The sequence below is a fragment of the Deinococcus cellulosilyticus NBRC 106333 = KACC 11606 genome (assembly GCF_007990775.1).
GTDB classification, from domain to species: Bacteria; Deinococcota; Deinococci; order Deinococcales; family Deinococcaceae; genus Deinococcus_C; species Deinococcus_C cellulosilyticus.
In genome coordinates this window covers 85970-108397 of sequence record NZ_BJXB01000015.1, presented here as the reverse complement: position 1 = coordinate 108397, position 22428 = coordinate 85970, and the positions used below count along the sequence as shown (strand labels likewise).

Here is a 22428-nt window from a genome sequence, read left to right as displayed (position 1 = left end):
CAGGTGCGGTGAGGTCCACCCTCCACTTCCTTCCTTTCCTTCTCAGGCGTTCCCCATTGGGAGTGCCTGAGAAGGGCCATCTCAAGGAAAAGGTCATGTTGAACACCCGAGTCAAAGCATCCCCCAAGTCTCCAGAGAAGATGAGGGTCCGCCGGGACACCCTCACTGCGTATGCCTTTCTGGCCCCTTTTCTGCTGACCCTGCTGGTTTTCTTCTTCTACGGTTTTGTGCGGGCAGTGTACTTCAGCTTCACCGATTACGACCTGTTCAACCCTCCGAAGTTCGTGGGTTTGAAATCGTACATCAACATTTTTCAGGACGACAAATTCAGAATTGCTTTGACCAACACCCTGCTCTTCAGCTTTGTCACCACCACCTTGCAGACTGCAGGTGCCCTGCTGCTCGCAGTGGTGCTGAACCAGCGCATTCGGGGTCTGATGTTCTTCCGGTCTGCGTACTACATGCCATCCATCACCAGTTCGGTGGTGATCACCCTGGTCTTCCTGTGGCTCTTTCAGAAGAAAGGGATTGCCAATTACCTGACCACCCAGTTCACCCAGTACACCCCGCACATCGTGCTGTTTGTGGTGGTGCTGGTGGTGGCGCAGATCATTCAGGTGATTTTCGAGCGGCTGCGTGAAGCGAAAAATTACGTTCCAGAGCACAGGGAAGCCACGTCTTTCGATGCGCTGGCCCGGATTCGCAGGGTGACCTACGTGCACTGGTCCGATCCTCTCCTGCTGTGGATCAGTGCAGCCATCGGGGGCATTGCGGTGCTGGTCGCAAGCTTCATGGGATGGATTCAGCCCAGAGATGTCGCCACTTTTGATTTCGACTGGGTGTACAACACCGACAAACTCTTTGGCTTGCTCCCCATTCCGTTGCTCTTCATCATCCTGATGAACACCTTCACCACCATTCCGACCCTGATGCTGTTCTTTCTGGCCGGTCTCCAGGGCATTCCCACCAGCCTGTATGAAGCAGCAGAACTCGATGGAGCCACCCCTGGTCAGAAGTTCTGGTATGTGACCGTTCCACAGCTGCAACCCGTGACTTTTTATGCGGTGACCATCAGCCTGATTGGGACGTTGCAGATGTTCGACCAGGTGAAGGTGATCGGGGATGCAGCCCCTCTTGATTCCATCATCACCCTCTCTTACTACATCTACAATTATTCATTCCGTGGAGGAAGTTCGCTCGCGGGCATGGCGAGTGCTGCAGCCATGATCCTCGCGGTCCTCACCCTGCTGGTGGTGCTGGTCCAGCGGCAGTTCTTCAAAGACGAGGTGAACAGATGAACACCACCTATTACCGGACCCGTCTGGTCGCCCGCGCCGTGTGGATCTACACCATCCTGATCGCCTTCTCTCTGGTGGTGCTGGGGCCTTTCCTGATGGGCACCCTGACCAGCTTCAAGGACAACCCCCTGGAATACCCTCCCACCCTGAACCTGCCCAAACTGGGCATCACCAACATGGGGGCAGCCTACCGTCTGGGTGTGGCCGGAGGGGGTGGAGGCTTCTTTGGGGAACTGCACCCTGGAGCCACCGTTCCATTTGAAGTCAGTGTTTTTACGCCGAAAGGCCAGGAAGTCACCCCCCCCACCGTGCAGGTGTTGAGGCTGCAGCCTGGAGCAGGCATTGGTGCCGTGCGTGACCCCGTGTACGCTGCAGACTTCTCTGAGGTGAAAGACCTGAAAGCCGTGGACACCCAGGATGCCCAGCGTCCAGACCGCGAAGGCAAACTGGTGGATGGGACGATCACCCGCTACACCCTGAACGTGGTGTACCCCAGCCTGACAGCGCAGCAGGGTGAAAAGGTGAGGGCCAAAACCCCCAGAACCTTCTCTGAAGACCTGCAGGCGGTTGTGGATGGACAGGTGGTGAAAGTCCATCTGGACACCCCCGAGGCCCAGCAGCAACGCATCAACGTTCCTGCAGACACCGTGGTCTCGCTGATCAAGAAAGACGGGCAGTATTATCTGGATGGCCCCATCATTCTGGACCGCACCCCTCTGAATGTGGAACTCGAACGCGGGCAGCAGCTCACCGATTCCACCCTTCCTCCCACCAAAGTGGAGCGTTTCGGACGGGCGAACTTCTTCAACAACATCACCCCTGGCGTGATGGGCTTCACCTTCAACAATTACCTGAGGGCCTTCCGGGAGTCTGTGGACCTCGAAACCGGCAACAGCATCTTCCTGAGATGGGTCGGAAACAGTTTCCTGGTCGCCATCGTCAAGGTCATCACCAGCATTGCGTTTGCCTCTCTGGCTGGATACGCCTTTGCCAGACTGCAATTCCCTGGCAAGAACCTGCTCTTTGTGCTGGTCCTCTTCACCATGATGGTGCCCATGCAGGTGACCTTCCTGAGCAACTTCCTGCTGCTCCGGGACGGGCTGTGGGGCCTCTCGAAACTCTTCGGTCTGCCGAACTTCTTCAACCCCTGGGGTCTGGTGGTCAGTGGACTGGTGGGCAGTGCCCAGGTCTTCCTGATGAAACAGTTCTTTGAGAGCCTCCCCAAAGAACTGGATGAAGCCGCCGCCATTGATGGCGCAAGTGCCTTCCAGAGCTTCTGGCACGTGACTTTGCCCCAGACTTTGCCTGCCATTGCCACCCTGGCGATCACCACCTTCCAGGGGTCCTGGAACGACTTCTTCTGGCCTTCGGTGGTGGTGCAGAATCCGGCCACCAACCTGACCCTTCCGGTGGGCCTCGCCAATTTCCGTCAGGCCTACGCAGGTCAGGGCGATTACGGCCTGATTCTGGCCGGAGCCGTGATCAGTGCCATTCCCATCATCCTGCTCTTTCTGTTCTTCCAGCGTTACTTTGTGGAGAACTCCGTGGGCAGTTCCGTGAAGGGCTGAACCTTCCTCTTCCTGCTTCTCCATCAACAAGAAGTCTTTCAGCTTCTGGAAAGGTCAAGACCTTGAAATACCGTGCCGTGCTCAAAGAAAACGAACTCTACTGGGTGGGAGACGACGAATTCCGCATCTCCTCTGGCGAGAGTGGCCTGTACCGCAGAGACACCCGTTTCCTCAGCGAATACCGCTGGGAACTGGATGGGGAACCCCTCAACACCCTGATGCAACACCTCTCCTACCCTTTTGAACTGCATCAGGTCTCCTCCAACGATGACCTGGGGTACCTGATGAAACTCGGGGTGGAACGCTCCCTGATGCTTCACCGCAACGGGGTCAGGGACATCCTGTCGATCCAGTCCTACCAGGACGCCCCCTACACCATCCGACTGAAACTGAATTCGGATTTTGCAGACATGTTTCAGGTCAGGGGATATGGCAACTGGGACCGGCAGGTGGAAGTGAAAGCCACCGCACAGGGGGTGCGTTTCAGTTACTCTGGTCAGGACGGCATCACCCGGCACACCCTGATTCAAAGCACCCCTGCAGGGTCCTGGGATGGCGAGGCCCTGCACTGGCAGGCCAGAGGCAACGCTGAAATCCAGATTGAAGTCTATGCCCTGCTGGATGGTGAAACCCCTCAACCCATCGACTTCGAGGCCCTGCGGTCAGAGTACGACCAGCACTGGCAACCCCGCATCACCCTCAAAAACGAGAAGGACCAGGAGGTGCTTTTCAGGGGGGTTCAGGACTTCCGTTCCCTGTTGTTTGAAACAAAAAGCGGGATCTTCCCTGCTGCGGGCATCCCCTGGTTCGTGGCTCCCTTTGGGCGTGACTCGCTGATCATCGGGCACATGACCGTGCAGGACTACCCACAGATCTCAAAAGGCATCCTGAAGTACCTGGCAGACCATCAGGGGCAGAAACATGATCCTGTGACCCTGGAACAGCCCGGAAAAATCCTCCACGAGGAGCGTGTCGGCGAATTCACCCTGACGGGAAACACCCCCCACCGTCCTTACTATGGCACCGTGGATGCCACCCCCCTCTTTGTCTGGCTGTGTGGTGAATACCTGAAAGTGACGGATGATCTGGACTTCATTTCTGGACTGCTTCCCGGCATTGAGGCTGCACTGCACTGGATGCAGACCGACGCCGACCCGGATGGGGACGGCTTTCTGGAATACATTCCCGACCCCAATGGAGGCATCAAAAACCAGGTCTGGAAGGACTCTGGAGACAGCGTGTTCTTCGAAAACGGGGAGGAGCCTGACTCCACAAAACCCATCGCCATTGTGGAGGTGCAGGGGTACGCCTACGCCGCCTACCGTGCAGCAGAACAGATTTACCGGACGCTGGGGAACCCTGCACAGGCCCAGGTGTACCGCACCCTTGCCAGCAGGCTGCAACAGAAATTTCAGGCGCACTTCTACTGGCCGGAAGCCAACTACTACGTGCATGGCCTCGATGGAAACAAGAAACCCATGAAGGTGATGGTCAGCAATGCCGCCCACACCCTCTGGACCGGCATCATCCCCGAGCCCTACGCCATTGAGGTGGCCCGCACGGTGTTCAACTCCGGGCTGTGGAGCGGGTGGGGCATCCGCACCCTGGCTGAGGGTTCCGTGCGCTACAATCCCGTTTCCTACCACAATGGCAGCGTCTGGCCGCATGATTCTGCACTCGCAGCACTGGGCATGTGGAATTATGGCCTCAAAGAGGAGGCCTTTCAGGTCACCCGCGCCCTGTTTGATGCCGCCATTCACGCCCAGGACCGCAGGCTCTCGGAACTGTTTGCTGGATATGAAAGGCGCAATGCTCCACCTGTACCTTTCCCTGCCGCATGCCACCCGCAGGGCTGGGATGCGGTGATCCCGCTGGCCCTCAGGCACATCCTGAACCATGCAGAGCGCGGAGAACCCGTTTTAGGACAGTAAAACCAGAAGCTTTCAAAACCAGGGCCACCCTCAGGGGTGGCTTTCCTGTTGCCAGCCTCCGGGATCACCCCAGGAACTTTTCTGAGCCTGAATCCGTACACTGATTTCGAGGTACATGAAAATGATCATCACCACCACATCCACCCTTGAAGGACACCAGATCAGAGAATACCGTGGCATCGTGAACGGCGAGGCCATCCTGGGCGCAAACATTGTGCGCGACTTCTTCGCCAACATCACCGACGTGATCGGGGGTCGCAGCGGCGCATACGAAGAAAAACTCGCCGAAGCCCGCACCATCGCCCTGCGTGAAATGGAAGAAAACGCCCGTCGTCTCGGGGCCAACGCCATCATCGGCGTGGATCTGGATTACGAAACCGTCGGGGCCAACGGCAGCATGCTGATGGTGACGGCAAGCGGGACTGCGGTTTTGATTTGAGCCGAGAGCAGAAACAGCAAATCCAGGAAATGCTCGAATCAACTCAAAACCAAAATGCATTTGAATCATCTCTCATTTCACACCCCAATACAAATAAAAAGAGAACGTCCAGATTGATTCTGGACGTTCTCTTTTTACCCTCGGCTCTGGGCTCTCGGCCCTCGGCAATCACTCAGGCTTGTAGGTCTTCTCGATGGGCATGCCCACTGCATTGCCCCACTCGGTCCAGCTTCCGTCGTAGTTGGAGACTTTGGGATAGCCCAGAAGCTGGGTCAGCACAAACCAGCTGTGACTGGAGCGCTCTGCGATGCGGCAGTAGGCGATGACTTCCTTGTCGGGGGTCACGCCGACGGGCTCGTAGAGGGCTTTCAGCTCGTCTGCGCTCTTGAAAGTTCCGTCTTCGTTGACGGTTCTGGCCCAGGGGATGCTCTGTGCGCCGGGGATGTGACCGCCACGCAGCACGCCTTCCTGGGGGTAGGTGGGCATGTGGGTGACTTTTCCGGAGAACTCGTCGGGGCTGCGCACGTCCACGAGGGCACCCTGACCGGCTTTGACTTTCTCGATGTGGGCACGGACCTGCTCGCGGTAGGCGCGGATGGACTCGTCACGCTGACCGACAGGGTAGGTGGTGGGGGTCACTTCGGGCACGTCGGTGGTGAGGGGACGGCCTTCTTCGATCCACTTCTGGCGGCCACCGTTGATCAGTTTGACGTTTTTGTGGCCGTTGTACTGGAAGAACCAGAAGGCGTAGGCGGCCCACCAGTTGCTCTTGTCACCGTACAGGATGACGGTGGTTTCGGGGGTGACCCCCAGGCGACCCAGCAGTTCGGCGAACTGTTCGGGCTGGATGAATTCGCGCTCGACGGGGTCCCAGAAGTCGTTCTGCCAGTCGATCTTCAGGGCTCCGGGGGCGTGGCCCACTTCGTAGAGCAGGATGTCCTCGTCCACTTCGATGATTCGGATGTCTGCGTTGTCCAGGTTGTCCACGACCCACTGGGTGGAGACCAGCACTTCAGGGTTTGCGTAACTCATGTGATACCTCCTTGGCGTCTTGGGTGCAAATATTCCCTACCACTATAATTGATAAGTCCAGTAAACTACTAGACACATCACAAAAGCCCGTCTAGAACTTGAGGTAGATTGGTAAGCATGACTGCCTTACCCCCCAAACTGGAAGCTGTTGTGAACATGTTCCAGAAGAGCCCCAAAGCCTTCAGGCTGCAGGCCCTGCTGGACTTCTCCAAACGTGTTCCTCCCCTCCCCGAGCGCCTGCAGGCCGACCACGACCAGATGGAGCAGGTGCACGAATGCCAGAGCCCTTTCTTCCTGTTCTCCGAAGTGGAGGACGGAAAGGTCCACCTGTACTTTGATGCCCCTCAGGAGGCCCCCACCGTGCGTGGTTTCGCAGGCATTCTGCTCGAAGGTCTGCAAGGGGCCACCCCCGAGGAAATCCTCAACGTTCCAGATGATTTTTATTTCAACATGGGCCTCTCTGAATTGATCACTCCCATGCGTCTGCGTGGAATGGGAGCCATTCTGACCCGCCTGAAAAAACAGCTGTCAGCGTAAAAGCCGAGGGCCGAGGGCATTCGTGACCATCCCTGTAATGGCGCAACGTGCTACACCCAACAGACTGCCAGCAGTTCAGCCATCTGCTCAATCAGATGCATTCCAGCGGCTCAACTGCTCCAGAGCCTGGCTGGTCTGAATTTTGATCCCATGCATTTGCAGAAAAACCAGAGCCGTGGTCAGGGCTGTGCGTTTGTGGATGGCAACAAACGCACACAAATCCTGCCCTTACAGGTGTCACTGGAGATCTCTGGCAACGGGGCGTAGCACGCTACGTCCCTGCAAATGCCTTCTGCCTTCTTCCTGGCCTGACTGCATGCTTCTTGACTCTGACGACGTGCTCCCCGGCGGTTGGGGAGCACCCAGTCGCTTGTGGGCGGCCTTCTTGCTCTGACGACGCTCACGGGGCGGCCCGTTTCGCGCTGAGCGCCGAGTCGCACTGCCTTCTGCCTTCTGCCCTCGGCATCCTTAAGCACCCTGGCGTATACCGCACACAAACCCGAAAAGGTAGGGTAACCTATGGACGCGCGCAGCCCCCTGATTCAACGCATCTTGCCTGCATTGCCCCAGCAGTTCTGGATTTTGTGGTGGGGCACCCTGATCAATCGGGTGGGGGATTTTGTCATTCCCTTTTTGAGTTATTACCTGACCACACAGCTTTTGTGGAGCACCGGGCATGCAGCTCTTGCACTGAGCCTTTTTGGGGTGGGGTCTTTTGTGGCGCAGTTTCTGGCCGGGTTCATCACGGACCGGCTGGGGCGCAAGAACGTCATGCTTTTTTCGATGTTTGGAACAGCTGTTTTCATGGTGGCCCTCAGTGAGGTGCGGCATTTCTACCTGCTGATGGGGGTGATTGTGCTGCTGGGCTTCATCATGAACACCTCCCGTCCGGGCATGAAGGCTGCGGTGGCCGATCTGGTGCCCCCTGAAGGCCGCATCCGGGCTTACGGGATGAATTACTGGGCCATCAACCTCGGGGCCGCCATTGCACCGATTCTGGCGGGTCTGCTGGCCGACCAGAATTACCGCTACCTTTTTTATGGGGACGCCATCACCTCCACGGCCTGCGGTCTTCTGATGCTGTTCTTTTTCCGGGAGACCCTCACAAAGCAGCAGAAAGCGGTCTCCCAGAAAATGCGAATGCCCAGGGACAGCCTGCTTTATGCCTACACTTTTGCGGGCTTCCTGTTTGGCGTCCTGATGATGCAGGGTTTCGGGGTGCTGTCTCTGGCGATGCAGAAGCTGAATTATTCTGCTGCAGATTTTGGCCGCACCATTGCCATCAATGGTTTGATCATTGTTTTGCTTGGGATTCCTGCCCAGATGGTCCTGCCAAGATTCCCAAGGCCCACCGTCATGGCGGTTTCTGCCCTCCTGATGGGGGTTGGAATGATGATGCACATTGTGGCCCACGACCTGACCGGATTCATGATCGCGGTGGTGGTCTGGACCCTGGGAGAGCTGGGCATGAACACCGTGGCTTCCAGCGTGACCGCAGACCTCGCTCCTGCGCACCTGCGTGGAACCTATGCAGGCATCAATGGTGCAGCTTGGGGTCTGGCAGCAATGGTGGCTCCCCTCTTTGGAGGGTGGCTGCTGGACAGTTACGGCAGCGTGACCCTGTGGCTCTCCTGTGGCCTGATCGGCCTGGTCATTGCCCTCATGCATGTGGTGCTGGCCGGACCCTTGAAACGAAGAATGGAAAGTGTTGCCCTTTGATGGGCACAGAGACGTGATATAAGGAGTCTCAAATGCGTGATGTGTTCCTGACCTGCCCTCTGGATTGCCCCGACGCCTGCCGCCTGAAGATCACCCTTGCTCCTGATCCGGTTCTCGGAGAGCGGGCCATCAAAGTGACCGGGGATGCAGGTCACCCCATCACCCAGGGGTTTGCGTGTGCCAAGACGGTGCACTATCCAGCAAGGCAATACCATCCAGACCGGCCTCTGTACCCCATGAAACGGGTCGGGGAAGGCTTTGTGCGCATTTCCTGGGACCAGGCCCTCGATGAGATCGCAGAACGCCTGAAAGAAGTCCTGCAGAAACACGGCCCTCATGCCCTCCTGCGCTACAACTACGCTGGAACGATGGGCCTGCGTGAGGGAACCCATGTGCATTCCTTCTTCCGGGCCCTGGGGGCCAATGAACTCGAGGAAACCATCTGTGCCACTGCGGGCACCGAAGCCTGGATGATGACTTATGGACCCAGGTATGGGGTGATTCCCGAAGATGTGCCACACGCAAGGCTGATCTTCCTGTGGGGCATCAACAGCCTGACCACCAACAGCCACCTCACCCCCTGGCTGAAAAAAGCCCGCAAGAACGGGGCGAAGATCTACCACATCGACCCCTACCAGAACAAAACCAGCCTCTTTGCCGATGAGCACATCAAAATCAACCCTGGCACAGATGCTGCACTGGCACTCGGTTTCATGCACCTGATCTTCAGGTGGGGCCTGGAGGACCGGGCCTACCTGGAAGAGGCCTGCGTGGGTTCTGAAGAACTCCGGGAGGCGGCCCGTCCTTACACCCCGGAGAAAGTCTCAGAGATCACTGGTATTGCTGTGGAAAAAATCGAGCAGCTTGCCCGGGAGTACGCCACCACCACCCCGAGTTACATCCGGGTGGGCTACGGCATGACCCGCCATGAGTATGGCGGCAACAACCTGCGCTCTGTGCTCTTGCTGCCCGCCGTGATGGGCCAGTGGAAGCACCGGGGAGGAGGCGTCACCCTCTCCACCAGCGGTTATTTTCACCTGAACCGCCGGAAGCTCGGGGCCGGACACCTGATCAAAGCAGAGACGCCTCGCGTCAACATGACCCAGCTTGCCAGTGCACTGGAACCCGAAAAAGGCATCCATGCCCTGTTCGTGTACAACACCAATCCGGTGGTGGTCGCCCCGGATACAGACCGGGTGATTCAGGGCTTCAAACGTGAAGACCTGCTGGTGGTGGTGCTGGAACAGGCCATGACCGAAACCGCGAAACTCGCAGATTACCTTCTGCCTGCCACCACCTTCATGGAGCATGAGGACCTGTACACCAGTTACGGCCACACCCATCTGGGTTACAATCCGAAAATGCTGAACGCTCCTGGAGAGGCAAAACCCAACTCCTGGGTCTTTCAGGAGCTGGGAAAACGCCTGGGCCTCACCGAGGAGACCCTCTACTGGAACATGGACCAGCTGCTGGAGCACCTGCTGGACACCGACCATCCCTTCATGCAGGGCATCACCCCTGAAAAGGTCAAGCAGGAAGGCTCTGTGCGCCTGAACGTGCCAGAAGGCCACCTGCCTTACCTGCACGGGGCACTGACCCAGACAGGCAAAATCCAGCTCATCCCTGCTCCCCATTACACACCAGACAGCCTGCAGCCCACCCCCGAGTTTCCTTTCCGACTGATCACCCCTCCTGCCCACCATTTTCTGAACAGCACTTACGGAAACCTGAGCAACCTGACCCAGGCAGAAGGTGGGGAACCCCTCGCCCTGATGCACCCCGAAGACGCAGCCCATCTGGGCCTGGAGCACGGACAGGATGCAAAACTCAGCAGTCCGCAAGGGGAAGTGGTCCGGCAGGTGCGCCTGCATGAAGGGGTCACCCCTGGTGTTGTGGTGCTGGAAGGAAGCTGGTGGGGCCTCAGTGCCAGAGATGGCAAGAGCATCAACACCCTCACCTCAGAGAGGCTCACCGATCTGGGCGCGGGGAGCACCTTTCACGCCAACATGATTGCTGTGACAAAAGCGTAGTATCCTGTTAAGTATGCGGGCTTTGTTGGTTTCCTGCGCGGTGCTCCTGCTCACAGGATGCACCCGACCCCAGGTGTATCAGGAGGTGCGTCCAGCCCAGGCCATGCCTGCAGCAGGCAGTGATCCCGTGGTCCTCACGGTGCAGTCCATGAAAGGGGAAACGACATTCACCCAGGCCCAGCTGGAGTCTTTGCGGATCATCGAGTACCGCACAGCACGCCCGGATGACGCCAGCCACCCACACACCTACCAGGGGGTGATGATCGCCGACCTGATGGATCACCTGAAGCTGACCCCCAAAAAGCTCTACATGGTGGCCACCAACGATTACAGCACCTTCATCAATGCGCAGGACGTGCTGGATTACCCGGTGATGATCGCCTTCAAAGGGGACGGTCAACCCCTCACCATTGAAGACAAAGGCCCCCTGCTGGTGGTCTTTCCCAGCCACGCCTACCCTGACCGCTTCAACGTGCTGGAATACGGCAGCAAGTGGGTGTGGTTCCTGAAGAGCATCCGCGTGGAGTGAACATGCTGCGTCACAGGTTTACCCCTCTGATTGCTGCCCTGCTGGTTGCCGGGGTGTCTTTCATGCTGTTTACGCTGGCTTTTCTGCCCTCCTATGACGCCCTGACCCGCCAGAACCTGATCTGGAGCAACCACCACTATTACCAGCTCAACCAGCGCATCGCCTGCATCCTGATGCAGACCTCTGACCACCAGATCTGCAGTGCCACCTACGAGCAGAACCTCGCCCTGCTGAGAGACACCTTCAAGAACCTCAACAGCGAATTCCCACAGGTCAAAGAGGTGGAAACCTACGGAGATGCCAGACTCAGCAGCATCATCGGGAACCTGCAGCAGGCCATCCAGACCACCCCCCCCAGCATTCCCCTGCTGGAAAAAGCCTACCGGGAATCCATGCAGCTCTCCATGCAGTCCCGCGACCTGATTCAGGACAACCGCCTGAACGTGCTGTACACCCTGCGCACCCAGCAGTTCTGGCTGCGCATCCTGGTGTCCATCACTTTCGGTCTGCTGGCCGCCATGATGACCCGCATCTGGGTCAACTACCACGAAGAAAAGAACAAGGTGGAGGCCCAGAAGCAACTGCAGATGGAACTGAACGCCATCACCTCACACGAACTGCGCAAACCCCTGCAGCAACTGGTGCTGGCCACCAATCTGCTCAGCCGGGATTCCCTGACCGCAGACCAGCGCCGCACCCTGCTGGAACGCCTGGTCAACAGCACCCAGGAACTGACGGTCCTCACCGACCTGAGCCGCCTGGAGGACGTGTATGTGAACCTCGAACTCAAGTGGGAGCGCATCGACATCCGCGAAATGGTGCGCGAGTTTGCCCAGGAAGAACCCCGCGTGCAGTGCATCCTGCCCCTCACCCCGGTGATGCTGGATGTGGATGTGGTGCGCATCAAACAGGTGATCCGCAACCTCGTGGAAAACGCCCTGAAGTACGCTCCCTCCCACACCAATGTGGACATCGGGGTGTACGCCATGGGCAAGGAAGTGACCATCAGCGTGCGGGATTACGGCCCTGGCATTCCCGAAGAGGAACAGCGCAAAGTGATGGAGCCCTTCTACCGCCTGAAACGCAACAACGGCAAGAAGGGCTGGGGATTGGGTCTGGCTGTGGTGAAACGCTTCGTGGAAGCCCACGGAGGCCACCTGAGGATCTCCACCCCCGATGGGGGCGGAACCCAGGTGGATGTGGTTTTACCTAGACTGCAACGTGCTGGGCATCAGACCAGAGACCTTCCAGGTCATAATAGTCACGAGCCTCTTTCGTCATGACGTGCACGATCACCGTGCCGAAGTTGATCAGAATCCAGCGGTCGCTGGGGCCTTCAATTCCAAGGGCATGAACGCCTTTTTCCTTGGTGGCCTCGCGCACAGCATTCTGTACAGCGTTGATCTGCAGCCCTGCACTGGCGGTGCAGATGATGAAGTAATCGAGGGTGCTGCTCACGTGCTGGAGGTCTAAGACCACCACATCTTCGGCTCTTTTGTCTTTTGCGGCATCCACAATCAGTTGAATCAGTTCTCTGTCTTGCATGGTTCTCCTTGCTGAATAAGAGTGAGTGTACCTCACTCTGGCGTGGGAAACGAGTAGAAAAGTCAGGAATTCACGAACATGGGTTCATGAAAAATCTACTCTGTTCCGGGGAGGGCAGCGAGTGCTGCGTATTTGCTGTTGGCGTCCTGCCCGAGAAACACCACCACCTCGCCGTACTCTACAGGAAGGCGCAGGGTCTGAATTCTGGGCAGGTTGAGGCGGGTGGACACCTGCTCGGCATCGCTCACCTCATTGCGGGTGGCCACAGAGCTCTGTTCGGAACTGGCTGTCTGCTCTTCCACCTGAGAAATCTTATACCCCTGCTGGGAGAGGTAGTTTGAAAGCTTCTTCCCCAGTCCGGTGCCACTGCCATCCACAATGCGCACGGGCGATTCTGGAATGGCACTCTGGGCCACCTGCTGGGTGGGGGCATTCATGAGGTCTAAAGCTGCACGGTCCACCGCCAGGTTGCTGGAACCGGGAATTTCATTGGTCGGAAGGGTGGCCATCTGCAGGCGGTAACTCTTCAGGAAGGGCACCATCGCATCGATCATGCTGGGATCGGCATTGGTGATCACCCCGTTGTTGAACTGTGAGAGGATGCCTGGCAGTGCCGTGAGCCCCTGGGAGCTGCGCAATTTGTCCAGCAACTGGGCAATGGCGAGCTTCTGGCGGTCAATGCGGCCATAGTCATCTCCCCACCCTGGAGCTTTGCGCATGCGCAGGAAGGCCACCGCATCTTTGCCATTCAGGTGATGGGGTCCGGCTTTCAGGTGCAGGTGCAGGTCTGCAGCACGGTCATCGAAGGCCACATCTGCCGGAGCCACCACATCCAGCCCTCCCAGCCGATCAATCACATCTCCGACAAAGTCCAGACGGACAATGGCGTAGTAATCGATGCGCTGCCCGATCAGGGTCTCCACATCTCCGAGGAGTTGCTCGGGACCCCCGATCTTGAAAGAGGAGTTGATCTTGCGGTAGGTTCCCTCGGCCTGGGTGTCCCGGGGAATGTTGAGGATCTGCACGTTGGTCTTGTTGAAGGTCGCCAGCATGATGGTGTCGGTGTGCATGCCGTCCACCACCTTGTTGCGGTCCACCGCTTCCTCAGGCGTGCACTTGCGGGCCGGAGCTGTGGGGGTGGCCCAGGCACAGTAAGACGCTTCCAGACCGGCAAGCAACACCGTGAAACTGGGCGCTTCACCACTGGCGGTGACCAGACCTGCACGCTTCCCGGTGATGCCCTGGGCACTCATCAGGGCAAAACCCAGGAGGCCACTGGCGGCCAGCATCAGGCTGGTCAGTTGAACGGTGCGCCAGATGCGCCACTGCTGCTTCGGTTTGCTCTTGGGGGTTCGTTCCATCAATGCATCTTCACCTGTCGCTGGAAATGAGGCTGTTGAACACCTTCATGGTTCTGGGATGCACCTCGATGCCCCGGCCCTGCAGGTAACGCACCTTGCTGCCAATGGCGAGATCGAGCGCACCCTGCAGGTCATCAAAGGCCATCTCACGGATGTGGTGGTTCACGTTGCGCCCGGGCTCGCTCACATCGGCAATGTAGACCACTGCACTGATGGGACGGTCCGGACTCGGCCCGGTGGTGTGTTCCTCCACAGCGTACAGCACATCCTCGTTGTTGTACCCCCAGTACTCCAGCAGCACCCTTCCGGCACGCCCATGCAAGGCCAGCGGATGCCGCTCATCGATGGGGCACTCCGGTGGAGCGAGTTTGAGCAAATCCGTGCTGCTGATGTCCCGGGCAATGTCGTGAAGGAGGCCTGCCTCATAGGCCAGATCCGCATCCAGACCATTGGACAGTGCAATCTGGTGGGCCAGTTCGGCCACCCTCAGCACATGCTCAAAGCGTCGGGGTTTCACCATCAGTTGAATGCGTCTTGCCCAGAAATCGAGGTGTGGAGGAATCATCATCATGCCACGCTCAGCGGTTTCATTATAAGAGTTCGGGCCAGGAAGCCTAGCGTGAATCATACATACCCCTCAGCAGAAGGCAGAAAGCAGAAGGCAAAAAAGTTAGAGCTTTGGCCATCAGGTGAGAGCCTTCTGCCTTTGGCCTTCTGCTCTCTAAATCAGTTCTCGTCCTCGAAGTACTCGAACTTCATGATGCCGATTTCCACGGTGTCGCCCTGTTTGGCTCCAGCACGTTTGAGGGCGTTGAAGAGACCTTCCCGTTTGAAGTAGGCCTGCAGGTATTCTGCAGCGTCGTCGAGGTGACGGGAGAAGCGGGCCAGACGTTCTGCAAAGCCCCCTCCGAGCACCTCCCAGACGATTTCGATTTCCTCTTCGTATTCGTTGTCTCCCGGGATGATGTCCTCGTGGCGTTCGATGCGCAGGGGCTCGATGCGGACCACTTCGGGTTCTTCTTCCAGGGTGTGGGTTTCACGCCACAGTTCACGGGAGGGCAGCAGGTCAAAGAGGGTTTCTTTGAGCTGGTCAAGGCCGATTTCTTCCAGGGCACTGATTTTCAGCACCGGGAGACCGAATTCCTGCAACTCTTCCTCGATCATCTCCTGCACGTCTTCTTCGATCAGGTCGATTTTGTTCAGCACGATGCAGGCGGCAGCGTCCAGCAGGCTGGGGTCGTAGCTCTGCAACTCGGTCTGCAGGCTTTCCAGGTTGCCCACCGGGTCCTGATCTCCGGCCAGCACGTACACCAGCAGTCGGGTGCGGCTGATGTGGCGCAGGAACTCCAGGCCCAGCCCTTTGCCTTCAGAGGCCCCTTCGATGATGCCGGGGATGTCTGCCAGGGTGAAACGCTGGTCTTCCTGGTCTTCACGGGTCACCACACCGAGAATGGGGCTCAGGGTGGTGAACGGATAATCGGCGATTTCGGGATTGGCGCGGGACAGTCTGGCAAGCAGGCTGGATTTTCCGGCGTTGGGGTAGCCCACGAGCCCCACATCTGCAATCAGACGCAGTTCCAGACGGATCTTGCGGGTTTCCCCTTTGGTCCCGAGTTCTGCGAATCTGGGGGCCTGGCGGGTGGGGGTCACGAACACGCTGTTTCCGCGTCCGCCCGATCCGCCCTTGGCGACCAGTTTGACCTGTCCGACTTCGGTCAGGTCGGCAATCACACGGCCCGATTCCACATCGAAGGCGGTGGTTCCGACGGGCACATCAATGACCATGTCCTCGCCGTCTTTGCCGTTTCTGAGGCGGCCTTCACCGTACCAGCCGTTGCTGGCCTTGTATTTGCGTCTGCCGATCAATGTGTCCAGACTGCTGACGTTGTTGACCGCCCGCAGGAACACACTGCCGCCCTTGCCCCCGTGACCACCGTCCGGGCCACCTTTGGGCATGTATTTGGCCCGGTGGAAGCTCATGGCACCATCGCCACCGTTGCCTGCAATCACTTCAATTTCGAGAACGTCCCGAAAAGCCACACTTCACCTCTTGATTTCCTGCCATGACTCTCCACCGTTCCCGGTGATCCACAGGGAGGTGTCCAGAAGAGCCATGCCGTTTCTGGGGTCTGCGAAGGTGATCTGTTTGAACCCCGCAGCATTTTCAAAGGGCACCTTGATTTCGTGCCAGGTCTGTCCGGCGGTGGAGGTCTTGTACAACTTCCCTCCCAGCCAGGTGAATCCGTTTTTGGCGTCCGTGAAGAGCACCTGTGTCCGTTGAGGTTGAGATCTGGGGTTGAGTTTTTCTCCTCTGACCCAGCTCTTTCCGCCATCCTGCGACAGGAAGGTCACCAGAACACTGGGTTGCTCAGGTGTGCTGAAGGTTCCCACCACCAGCACCACATCCCCTTTAGCATACGGGATTTCAAGACGGGAAAAGCTTTTTCGCTCTGTGGCATTCAGGGGCAGGATTGAACTGGCTGCCACAAAAGTCTTGCCCCCATTGTTGCTGCGAAAAAAGTAGGGCTTCTCGATGGGGGTGTATCCGCCGGTCACCAGCACCGTTTTGTCGTTCACAAAGAGGGCATCGGTGATGCAGCAGATGTCCGGGAGGTTGCCTCCCTGCAACTCAGGCGTTTTGAAGTAATCGTTCTTGCTGCTGTTGACCTTCTGCCAGGTGACCCCGCCATTGGAGGTCTTCAGCAGAATGAAAGCCTGGTGGCTCATGCCTGCGTCCATCCCAATCACGGCAAAACCGTTCTGGGGGTCGCGGAACTGCACCCAGGCCCCCTGTCCCTGCTCATAAAGCTTCAGTTGCGTCCAGTTCTGCCCGGCATCCTGCGTGAAGGCCAGCAGCACCTTGCCATCTCCCTGCCCGGTGAGCCAGGCATGTTTTGCGTCCAGCGCAAAGCCTTGCAGGGCAGTCACCTGCTCGGTGAAAGCCGGAGTCACCTGTTTCCAGGTCTGGGCAGCATCTTCGGAGAAGTAAGCCCCTCCACGGGTGAAGCCCCACACCTGCTGGTCCGAAACCATGCGGATGCTGTTAAACTCCTGTGCCTGCGCCAGGGAGGCTGTCAGAATGAACGTCACCAAAAGCTTCTGCATGACCTGAGTTTCCCGCTTTTGTGCGTGAGTCACATGACAAAAGTGAGGGCCAGTTTTGACCTGGCCCTCACCCTGGTTTGAGATTCAGTCTGCAGCAGCAACCTGGGCCTGCACGCTGATGAAGCGGCCCTTGGTGCCTTTGTCAGCAAAGGTCACAATGCCGTCTTGCAGAGCGAACAGGGTGTGATCGCGGCCCATGCCCACGCCGTTGCCAGCCTTGAACTTGGTGCCACGCTGGCGAACCAGGATGTTGCCCGCAAGCACCACTTCGCCGCCAAATTTCTTGACGCCGAGGTATTTGGGGTTGCTGTCACGTCCGTTTTTAGAGGAACCTACACCTTTTTTGTGTGCCATGGCCTGTTACCTCTTACCCGAGCGCCGTGATTTTCAGCGTGGTGAACTGCTGACGGTGACCGTTACGGCGACGGTATTGAATGCCGCTCTTGTACTTGCGGACATAGATTTTCTTGCTCAGACCGTGAGCGACCACTTCGGCCTTCACGAGCTTGCCTTGAACGCCTTCACCCACCAGGGTGTTTTCGCCTTGCAGGAGCAGCACAGGCAGTTCAACGGTGGTGCCGGCGTCTGCGTTCACGCGCTCAACGCGGATCACATCCCCCTCACTCACGCGGTACTGCTTGCCGCCGCTTTGGACAATTGCAAACATTTTTTGTGCCTCCCAGAACACCCCTTTTCAAAAAGGGGACTCAAGCCCCTATGCTAGCACAAGTCGGGGTTCAAACTCAAGAGACCCCTGGCTGACATCGGAACGATTAAAAGCTTGTGTTAGACTGATTCCAGCATGCTCCTGAGAACCCCTCTCCCACAGCGGTTGACCTTCATGGGGCTCTTCTGGATTGGGTGGCTTGTCCTGATCACCATTGATCCCCAGAACCCCTGGAGACTGTTGCCTGTGCTGCTCAGTGACGCACTCGGAGCAGCAGCACTCAACACGTTCTACCAGCAGGCACCCAAGGCCCTGAAAACGCCTTTCCTGGGCCTCAGCTGGGGGGTGTTGCTGGTGACGGTGGGAGACCTCATGCTGTTGCCCGGCAAACAATACCTGAACCTGACCGGGGTGCTGGACCCCAGCAGCGATTACATCTTCCTGCTGGCCACCATCAGCATCATGATGGGCTCTTTCAGCCTGCCCTACATCATGGAACAACAGGGGTTGTACCCGAATGGGCGCTTTGCCCTGCTGATTGGCATTGCTGCCGTGATCAGTTCTGTAACGGTTTATCTGTTCACCACCTATGTCACCAAAATGCCGTTTCTAAACATCCTGATTCATGCCATCATCATGCTGGTCTTTGTGCTTTACCTGCTGCAGAGTTTTCTGATTGGAGGGGGCAGGATTGGCAAGCAGGTGCAGGTGGTCAGCATTGCCCTGACCCTGGTGAATGTGGGCCGCATCATTGGAATCATCGGTGACTGGTCTCCTTTGACCCACACCCTCTACGAGATCGTCTGGCTGACCGGAATGAGTGTCCTGCTGTACTTCTCCCCAAGGAAACTGGCATGAAAGTCACCCCGGAGATCCAGGAAAAAGTCTTTGCCCAGCTGCCCAAAAACCAGCCTCTGGGTGTGGAAATCACCGTGGATCAATTGATCCAGGACCTTTTTCCCCTGATCGAGGACCACAAAATGACAGCCGCCCTTTGCAGCAAAGAAGGTCGGGCCTTCTTGCTTTTTGTGCAAGGTGAACTGCTCATCGCCCATTGGGAACAGAAGGATGCAGTAGCGGCACTGGAGATGATCTACCAGGCCAGCGATGTGGTTTTTTCGGGCTATCAGATCCCTGTGGAACATGCCCGCGCCGTGGTCGCCCTGATCCACGGAAATGCCCGCTCCAGACCCGAACAGGACTGGCAGGTCCTGCATCTCGGACTGTATCAGGAGGTGTTCACCGGATGCGTCCTGCAAGAAACCAGCACCCTGCACCCTTGCCTGTGGGTCGATGGAGACGCACTGCTCCCTCCTCCCCAGATCTCAGAGGGCAATTATCACGTGCTCGACGTGCCCCATCCACTCCCACCCAACATCATGGCGGCCTTCAGAACCTACCAGCAGCAGCGCCGCAACGCTGAACTGCACAGCCTGTGGTTCCGGCTGGAAGTGATCCTGAGGGAATTTGTCGGGCGAGGTGCACCTTCAGCACTGCAACACCTCAAACAGATGCACCGCAACGAAAGCCCAGAGGCACTTCGCAGCAGCCTGAGACAATGGATTCAGGACACCCTGGATCAGGATGCCCTGACCATGTTTGATGCGTGATGGGGCCGAGAGCCGAGATCAACGTAAATTCTTGTGTCGATGCTGTCAATCAAATGGTGTAAGAGCGGTCTGCTGACACGCCCCATTGTCAGCAGTTTTCTGGATCACCAGACCATTACATGGCCTTTGCATAACAAAGCAACTGCATTCGCATGCTGATTTGCCCTCGGCTCTCGGCCCCTGGCCCTCGGCCTTTACTCCCCTGCTCCCTCCAGGGCCGCCAGAGCCTCCTGCGCTGCATCCAGGTGGGATTTGCAGGAGGTGTAGGCTTCGGTGGCTTCCCGCAGCAGCACCACCAGATCATCGAGGGGAAGCTCAGGGTTGTCCAGCATCTCAGAGATGCGCTTCAGTGTAAAAAAATCGCTTTCAAAGCTCATGTTTGACCTCCAGGTCTCCGTCCTGAAAACGCAGGGTGAACGTGTTGTGTTGCAGGGCCTGGTCCCGGCTGGGAATGCGCTCTTTTCCTGAGAAGGCCAGGGCATATCCCCTTTGCAGGGTGCTCTGGGGATCGGCGTGGATCACCTGCAGCATCTGCTGTTCCAGCAGGTGTTTGCGCTCCTGCAGGACTTCTCTGGCTTCAGTGGTCAATCTGCGGTGCATGCTGTCCAGAGCCAGGGTGTACTGTCCCAGCCGTTCTTTTGCACACCTGAGGATGGTGTGGTAATGCTCCAGCGCTTCTAAGGGTGCCCTGAGGGCCTGATCGAGCACCCACTGGGCCACCTTGGATGGGGTGCCCAGGCTCAGGGCCGATACTTCATCAAGCAGGGTCTGGTCACGGGTGTGCCCGATTCCGGTGACCACAGGCATGGGGTATTCGCAGATGGTGCGGGTGAGGGTCTCATCGCTGAGCCAGTGCAGGTCCGTGACCGACCCCCCTCCCCTGAGCAGCACCAGCACCTGCCAGTCCCACTCTGAGCGCATCTGCTGGGCTTCAATCAGCACCCTGAGCAAAGAAGGCACCGCCTGCTTTCCCTGAAAGGTGGCTGTCATGTAGCGGAATTCACACACGCCATGCTCACCCAGCACTTCAATGCGTTCCTGGAAGTCTCCCAGGCTTGCTGCATCTTCAGGGGTCACCACCAGAACTTTGGAAAGCACCTCCGGGAACAACAGGCGCGATTGCAGATCCCAGACGCCAAGTTTCTGAAGTCTGTCCCGGATGCGGTCCAGCTTGATCTGCAACTGCCCCACCGTGAAAGCCGGGGCAATGTCCAGAATGTTCAGGCTGAAGCCGTATCTGGGGTGAAACTCCACATTCGCCTTCAACATCACTTCCAGACCGGCCTGAAGGGCCTGCCCTGTCACGGCCTTGAATTTGTTCTCCACCCGGTAGCGGTCTCTGGCCCACAGGGAAGCGCGGCACTTCGCCACCTCCTCTGCCCCATCCATCTCGATGAGTTCCAGATACAGGTGCCTGCGGTCCGACATCGAGGCAATCTCGGCCTGCACCCACACAAAACCCGAAAAGGTGCGCTGGACCATCAGGCTGGTGTATTGCAGGAGTTCAGAGAGTTTGAGGGTGTCTTCCATTCAGTGACCAGTATACAGTTTTCAGTTTACAGTTAAAAACATTTAAGGGTTTCTGTCGAGAGCCGAGAGCATCGTGATTCTTTGCAAACGACCTGCCAACCTGTCAAGTCGATGAGCAATCTGTCCCTGTCTATCTTCAACCCAGGCTTTTGAGTTGCAAGCTTTAGCATCAGTTTTTGTGTTTGCCCTCGGCCCTGGGCTCTCGGCTCTCGGCAAAAATAGTAACCCACATTTTGCTTCCATCCCGCTCCACGCTGTAGAATGGGACCGTTATGGGAGTGGTTCGTTTCACCCGGCAGCGTCAGGCCATTCTGGATGTGGTGCAAAGCACCGATGTGCATCCGGATGCCTCATGGGTGTATGCACAGGTCAAGCAGGTGATGCCCAACATCAGCCTGGGAACCGTGTACCGCTCACTGGAAGCCCTCGCAGACGATGGTTATCTGGTGAAGATCCACAGCGCTGGAGACGTCACCCGTTACGATGCCCGCAAGGAAGACCACCACCACGCTGTCTGCAAATGTTGCGGCAAGATTCTGGATGTCTTCTCTCCCCACATGCGTGAGCTCAAAAAAGCTCTGGCAGCCCTCCCTGCGGGTTTTGAGCTGCAGGAAGTCCGGCTGGAGTTTCACGGCATCTGCCCCGAGTGTGCCAGCCGCAGAAGCCAGAGCTGATCATCTGGCGTTGATCAGGCGCACACTGAGCACAATCAAAACAAAACCCACAGCCAGACCCAGGGTCAGGTGTTCTCCCAGCAGGAGGCCACCCCACAGCACACTGAACGCCGGAGCCAGAAAGGTCACGGTGGAGGTGAACACGGCCCCTGCCTCACGGATCAGCTTGAAGTAGATCAGGTACGCAAGGCCTGTGCAGACCACCCCGAGGGCCAGCACACTGACACTGGCATTCACCGGAGGCGTCTGGTCGGGCAGCACAAAAGGCACCAGGGGCAGCAGGGCCAGGGCAGCAAAAAACTGGCTGTAGGTGGAGGTCACCAGTGGAGCAGCCTGCTTTAAGGCATGTCTGGCGTAGTTTCCTGCGAAGCCATAAGAGGCAGCAGCAATGAGGGAACACAGGCAGGCCAGCAGCACTTGAGGGGTGATGGTCAGGGCACCCAGTCCGAACAGGGCGGCCACCCCGGTGAGGCCGAGCAGGACCCCCAGCACATTTTTGCTGTTCATCTGCTGCCGGTACAGCAGCACTGCAACCAGCAGGCTGAAGAGGGGCGTGGTGGCATTGAGTACGGCTGCAACACTGGCAGGAACGTACTTGGTGGCCACAGAAATCATCACAAAGGGCAACGCTGAATTGAAAATTCCCGTGATCCACAGGGGCTTCAGGGGCAGTCCTGCTTTGATGTTCCTCTTCAGGAGGGCCAGAATGGGAAACAGGGTCAGGGCAGCAATCAGGGTTCTCAGTTCAATCAGCAAGATGGGGCCAAATGAAGGCACCGCCACCCGCATGAAAATGAAGGAGAACCCCCACAGGGCAGAAAGCAGAATCAGCCAGAGGTAAGCCTGCACCCTG

The 22428-nt window shown here is 57.7% G+C and carries 23 protein-coding genes; 12 read left to right on the top strand and 11 right to left on the bottom strand.

The window, feature by feature from the left end; translation table 11 throughout:
• Window positions 1-95: 95 nt before the first annotated feature.
• From DC3_RS16795 to DC3_RS16780, 4 genes are all read left to right on the top strand, one after another.
• Window positions 96-1298 (top strand): carbohydrate ABC transporter permease, encoded by a 1203-nt coding sequence (locus DC3_RS16795; RefSeq protein ID WP_246130708.1) that lies wholly within the window; start codon window positions 96-98, stop codon window positions 1296-1298.
• Window positions 1295-2866, top strand: a complete 1572-nt coding sequence (locus DC3_RS16790) for a carbohydrate ABC transporter permease (protein WP_146886307.1) — start codon at window positions 1295-1297, stop codon at window positions 2864-2866. Before DC3_RS16795 ends, DC3_RS16790 begins: the two co-directional genes overlap by 4 nt.
• Before the next feature lie 62 nt (window positions 2867-2928).
• Window positions 2929-4797, top strand: a complete 1869-nt coding sequence (locus tag DC3_RS16785; RefSeq protein ID WP_146886305.1) for an amylo-alpha-1,6-glucosidase — start codon at window positions 2929-2931, stop codon at window positions 4795-4797.
• Window positions 4798-4912: 115 nt separating this feature from the next.
• Window positions 4913-5236, top strand: coding sequence for a heavy metal-binding domain-containing protein (locus DC3_RS16780; RefSeq protein ID WP_371863441.1), 324 nt, complete (start codon window positions 4913-4915; stop codon window positions 5234-5236).
• Between the two features lie 168 nt (window positions 5237-5404).
• Here DC3_RS16780 and DC3_RS16775 read toward each other — a convergent pair whose 3' ends face one another.
• Window positions 5405-6268: a sulfurtransferase gene (locus tag DC3_RS16775; protein ID WP_146886303.1), complete on the bottom strand. Its 864-nt coding sequence runs from the start codon at window positions 6266-6268 to the stop codon at window positions 5405-5407.
• A 117-nt stretch (window positions 6269-6385) separates the two neighbouring features.
• Here DC3_RS16775 and DC3_RS16770 point away from each other — a divergent pair, with 117 nt between their 5' ends.
• The 5 genes from DC3_RS16770 to DC3_RS16750 all read left to right on the top strand — a co-directional run bounded on the left by DC3_RS16770 (window position 6386) and on the right by DC3_RS16750 (window position 12366).
• Window positions 6386-6805 (top strand): SufE family protein, encoded by a 420-nt coding sequence (locus DC3_RS16770; protein WP_146886300.1) that lies wholly within the window; start codon window positions 6386-6388, stop codon window positions 6803-6805.
• A gap of 519 nt (window positions 6806-7324) precedes the next feature.
• Complete coding sequence (locus DC3_RS16765) at window positions 7325-8524, top strand: MDR family MFS transporter (RefSeq protein ID WP_146886298.1); 1200 nt, start codon at window positions 7325-7327, stop codon at window positions 8522-8524.
• A 32-nt stretch (window positions 8525-8556) separates the two neighbouring features.
• A complete protein-coding gene (locus DC3_RS16760) occupies window positions 8557-10554 on the top strand; it encodes a molybdopterin-containing oxidoreductase family protein (RefSeq protein ID WP_146886297.1) in 1998 nt (665 codons plus the stop codon).
• 13 nt (window positions 10555-10567) lie between these two features.
• Window positions 10568-11083, top strand: coding sequence for a putative pterin-binding protein (locus tag DC3_RS16755; protein WP_146886295.1), 516 nt, complete (start codon window positions 10568-10570; stop codon window positions 11081-11083).
• 2 nt (window positions 11084-11085) lie between these two features.
• Window positions 11086-12366, top strand: a complete 1281-nt coding sequence (locus tag DC3_RS16750) for a sensor histidine kinase (RefSeq protein WP_146886293.1) — start codon at window positions 11086-11088, stop codon at window positions 12364-12366.
• Here the strand turns inward: DC3_RS16750 and rsfS are convergent.
• The 7 genes from rsfS to rplU all read right to left on the bottom strand — a co-directional run bounded on the left by rsfS (window position 12293) and on the right by rplU (window position 17761).
• The gene (rsfS, locus tag DC3_RS16745) at window positions 12293-12628 is read right to left on the bottom strand and encodes a ribosome silencing factor (protein WP_146886291.1); all 336 of its coding nucleotides are present in this window, start codon (window positions 12626-12628) and stop codon (window positions 12293-12295) included. The genes DC3_RS16750 and rsfS overlap by 74 nt on opposite strands.
• 95 nt (window positions 12629-12723) lie before the next feature.
• The gene (locus DC3_RS16740) at window positions 12724-13989 is read right to left on the bottom strand and encodes an LCP family protein (protein ID WP_146886289.1); all 1266 of its coding nucleotides are present in this window, start codon (window positions 13987-13989) and stop codon (window positions 12724-12726) included.
• 10 nt (window positions 13990-13999) lie between these two features.
• The gene (gene yqeK, locus DC3_RS16735) at window positions 14000-14509 is read right to left on the bottom strand and encodes a bis(5'-nucleosyl)-tetraphosphatase (symmetrical) YqeK (RefSeq protein WP_146886397.1); all 510 of its coding nucleotides are present in this window, start codon (window positions 14507-14509) and stop codon (window positions 14000-14002) included.
• Window positions 14510-14715: 206 nt separating this feature from the next.
• Entirely contained in the window at window positions 14716-16029 is a 1314-nt protein-coding gene (gene obgE / locus DC3_RS16730; RefSeq protein WP_146886287.1) for a GTPase ObgE, read from the bottom strand.
• 3 nt (window positions 16030-16032) lie between these two features.
• Entirely contained in the window at window positions 16033-17094 is a 1062-nt protein-coding gene (locus DC3_RS16725) for a sialidase family protein (protein ID WP_146886285.1), read from the bottom strand.
• 84 nt (window positions 17095-17178) lie between these two features.
• Complete coding sequence (gene rpmA, locus DC3_RS16720; protein WP_146886283.1) at window positions 17179-17448, bottom strand: 50S ribosomal protein L27; 270 nt, start codon at window positions 17446-17448, stop codon at window positions 17179-17181.
• 13 nt (window positions 17449-17461) lie between these two features.
• A complete protein-coding gene (gene rplU / locus DC3_RS16715) occupies window positions 17462-17761 on the bottom strand; it encodes a 50S ribosomal protein L21 (RefSeq protein ID WP_146886281.1) in 300 nt (99 codons plus the stop codon).
• 135 nt (window positions 17762-17896) lie between these two features.
• Between rplU and DC3_RS16710 the strand changes: the two genes are divergently transcribed.
• Window positions 17897-18619, top strand: coding sequence for a hypothetical protein (locus DC3_RS16710; protein ID WP_146886279.1), 723 nt, complete (start codon window positions 17897-17899; stop codon window positions 18617-18619).
• Entirely contained in the window at window positions 18616-19371 is a 756-nt protein-coding gene (locus tag DC3_RS16705) for a hypothetical protein (RefSeq protein WP_146886278.1), read from the top strand. The genes DC3_RS16710 and DC3_RS16705 overlap by 4 nt, the downstream gene beginning before the upstream one ends.
• A gap of 194 nt (window positions 19372-19565) precedes the next feature.
• Here the strand turns inward: DC3_RS16705 and xseB are convergent, their stop codons facing one another.
• Both xseB and xseA read right to left on the bottom strand, forming a co-directional pair.
• A complete protein-coding gene (gene xseB, locus DC3_RS29225) occupies window positions 19566-19748 on the bottom strand; it encodes an exodeoxyribonuclease VII small subunit (RefSeq protein WP_186816088.1) in 183 nt (60 codons plus the stop codon).
• Window positions 19738-20901, bottom strand: a complete 1164-nt coding sequence (xseA, locus tag DC3_RS16695) for an exodeoxyribonuclease VII large subunit (protein WP_146886274.1) — start codon at window positions 20899-20901, stop codon at window positions 19738-19740. Before xseA ends, xseB begins: the two co-directional genes overlap by 11 nt.
• 272 nt (window positions 20902-21173) lie before the next feature.
• Between xseA and DC3_RS16690 the strand changes: the two genes are divergently transcribed.
• Window positions 21174-21575 carry a Fur family transcriptional regulator gene (locus tag DC3_RS16690; RefSeq protein ID WP_146886272.1) on the top strand — a complete coding sequence of 134 codons (402 nt, stop codon included), beginning with the start codon at window positions 21174-21176 and terminating at the stop codon, window positions 21573-21575.
• Here DC3_RS16690 and DC3_RS16685 read toward each other — a convergent pair whose 3' ends face one another.
• On the bottom strand, window positions 21576-22424 hold the full coding sequence (locus DC3_RS16685; protein ID WP_186816087.1) for a DMT family transporter: 849 nt from the start codon (window positions 22422-22424) through the stop codon (window positions 21576-21578). It lies immediately after the preceding gene.
• Window positions 22425-22428 lie beyond the last annotated feature (4 nt).